At 57.1% G+C, this 3,410-nt stretch carries 1 protein-coding gene; it reads right to left on the bottom strand.

The genetic code is table 11. The features are described 5' to 3' along the window. The coding region (locus AC1DSG_RS29270) for a dermonecrotic toxin domain-containing protein (RefSeq protein WP_477793984.1) at positions 1-3,383 on the bottom strand (3,383 nt) is incomplete at its 3' end. Between the last annotated feature and the right edge of the window lie 27 nt (positions 3,384-3,410).

Genomic DNA, 3,410 nt, shown 5'->3' on the forward strand with positions numbered 1-3,410 from the left:
AATCGGCGTAGCGTGTCTTCGTCTGTCAGCGGATTCCCCAATATCAATACACGATCATCTTCAACTGCCTGGTTTATGATTGCTGGCGGTATCCGGGTGATCTGGTTATCCCGTAAATCGAGAGACGTCAGATAAGGCTCATCCTTGATTCCGATCGGGCATCGGGTGATTTGAGTATTTCTCAGGTTGAGCTGACGCAACTCGTTCATGCCCATCACCAGCGGTGGCACACCCAAAGGGTTGTCGCTCAAGTCCAACGTTTGCAAATGGGTCAGGTCACGCAGTTGTGAAGCGGCGCTTTCACTGAACACCAGCTGTGTTGCACGCAGGTTCAATGAGCGAAGGTGTGTCAATTGCTCGATTGCCGGCGGTAAAGCGCGGCCTGCATCGCCTGCCACGAAGAAATGACGCAAGTCCACATCGTCCAGACACAAAATCTCAAGGTTGGGGAAGCACTCGAGAAACCCATTGAGACTGTCTTGCTCGGTCAGGTGAAAGCCTCGCATCAATAGCTCGGTTACATCGTCGAACCTGACATTCAATGCAGGCAATCGGTGATAGTTTTCAAAATTCATATCCAGCGTGGTGCGCGGTTCCGTTCCTCGCTTCTGCCAAATAGCAACCAGTTCCTCCGCAAGCTCGGTCCTGAGCGCCCGTTCGTCCTGCATCTCCTCCATCAGAAGCTGGATGTTGTAGGTCGTAACTTGTGCCGGGCTCAAACCCGCCGCCGCCACATCGCCAACCGCCAAAAACGGAAGGTCCATCTCATGGACATCATCGGCAACCTGATCTACCCAACCGTTCAGGTCGGTGTTGAGTTGCTGTAACTGCTGCTTCAATCCATCGATGTAAGCCTGCGTATTATTTCCCGCGCGTTGCAATGCCTCATCGGCCCGGGCATCGGTGAAATCGGGATAAATGCCCTTGACCTGCAACCTCATCATCTCGTGGGTCATGGCTTCGCCTTGAGGCGTCGACGGATAACCTCCGCCGCGCAACCCCTGAGGCTCAAACGGCAGCCCGCTGTCCATCCTTTGCAACCCCTGCAGGGTTTGCGAGCGAGGCAGTGCCACCACGCCGACCTTGAGTCGCAACTCATTGGCGGGATCATCAGAAGTCAGGTGTAACCCCGAGCGTTCGTCCTTGGACAGGATGGCGAGGACAGCCTCGTAGAAGTCCGATGGCAAGGCCGGGGGCTGATAGCAGTCCTCTGCCCTGATAAGGATTCGAGTATTTGCCGCGTCGAGCGGACCGCAGCTGTCCAGGATCCGCCCGGAAGGCGAATGGTCAAGAATGTTTATCCGGAGATTTTTGGGCCACCCGGGCACATTCTGAAGCGAGTGCAAAGCCAGCGCGTCCGTCTCGGCATTGGCGACCGACCCAAGGTAAAGGCCTTCGTAGGCACGATTCAGGCGCACATGCTGCTGATACTGACGGGCCTTGCTGTCCAGGCGTTTGAACACTTGCTTGACCTCGCTGACGGCGGGCGTCGCGCGGATGTCTACGCCGTAACGGTCGAGCATGTGCTCGATGGCATTTTTGGGAAGCCCCGGGTATTGGCGTTGAAACAGCTGGACCCATTCATGCTCCGATTGYTGTAGCGCAGCGTAACGACTATTGAAAAACCCGGTTTGACCGACCGGACCCAGCACCTGATCGAGCTTGAAGCGGCTGATCGTGTCAGCCAGCAACGGCGTCGGTGGCCGACCGGTGTTCATCAAGCGCAGCATGTCGTCGTCGACTGCGCTGACTTTGCCTATCTGCGCCAGGACTTCATCGCTGAATGACGCGACCGAGGGGCCAATGCCGCGAATCAACTCCAGCCGCGATAACCCGGAAGGCGCTGCCACACTTACCTCGACCGGCGTTGCGATGGCGACGTGCTCACTTGGCCCAAGTGCTTCGGTCTCGGCCCTTCCAACGCTAACATCCGCCCCCGCGCCGGCCAGCGGCAGCGCATTGAGCAAGCCAAACACCGTGCGCGTTACGCCCTCTTTGCGCTGGCTCGACGTTTCACCGTTCACGGCCTGATCCAGCCCGTAACCAGCGTCGATGAGCCCGGCCAGCGCCAATACGCCCTCTCCCCCCGGCACAAACAAGGCCAGAGGCCCAAACTGGTTTATCCATTGCACGAGCGGTTCGACAACCGAGCTCAAATTGTCACGGTTGACTTGCGCGTCGTCCCGGATGGATTTGACGCTCTCCCAAGCCGCCTGCTTCATGTTCAATACCAACTGTGCAAACGGATCGGTCGCAGGGTCTTGATTGTCGAAGCCGATGTACTCGGCGGGGTCCCAATAACCATCATTGTTGAAGAAACCGGCATTGTTCGTCAGCCAGTGTTCTTTCGGGTAAATCGCCATGCCGTCCAGCGCAGTCAGCACACCTGCGTGGAACGTGCCGTCCTGGCGATCGTCTTCGACAAAATGTGCGGCCAGCGCCTGTTTCGTGGCACTGGCGTTGCTTTGTTTGACCACCCATTGGTGCAACTGCCAGACGTCAGCGAAGTCATGAAGCGGCGAAGAGTTGCCCGGGATGTACATCAATACCCGGGGGCTAGCGGCGACACGAAAGATCCAGATGTCGGTCGAGCTGTAGCGATACAGCTTTAACCGGCTCGCCGTGACCGTGGGTGGCATACGGGTGGGTGCTTGCAGTGATTCGAGCGTCAGGGTTTCCCATTCCTGATCCAGCGGCAATCCTGCTACCTGCATTGCGAACTTCAGGCCCTCTTCACTCAGGCATTGTTCTTGTCGCTGTAACCAGGCGGACATGACAAATACCGCTTTGACCGAGGTCCTCAGCGCATAAGGTTGCGGTGCAACAAGCACCTCGTCGGACGGCCACGCCTGATTGAGATACGCGTTGTACAAACCCTGCAAATCCAGCTCCCAGACCCATTTCTTGAAGTCTGCGGGTTTTAAGGTGATCTGCGTCGATGGCCTATAGGTTTGCGGGGTCGTTTGCCGATAAATGCCTTCATAGGTCTGGTGATTGCCGCTGCCGTGGTTAGCGAACTCGTCGACATGCTGCACGATTCGAATGGAAGGCCCGAGGTCCGGCGAGGTGTACAGGCCAAACGCGGATTCCGCGAAACGTCCGTCACCCACGGTTTGATAGTTGCAAAGCAGCGCTTGCAGCAGCGATTGCGAACTCGCCACTTGTCCCTGGTGAATGCCGTCCTGTGCAGGATGACCCTTGTAGTCGTAATCGAGCGTGACCAGCAAAGCCGTCTGCGGATCAATATCTGCTCCCCACTTCTCCTTGATCAAGCGGGTGCCAAATTGACCAGGGGTTTGCGGCAGAGCGATGTTCACGGCGGCGTTGAGCTCGTCGCGCATACGTAACAGGCCGGCGACGTTGACTTGATTGAGGTCGGTCATGTGCATTCCATTGCGAACATTTGGAAC

It is taken from the genome of Pseudomonas sp. P5_A12 (assembly GCF_056400685.1).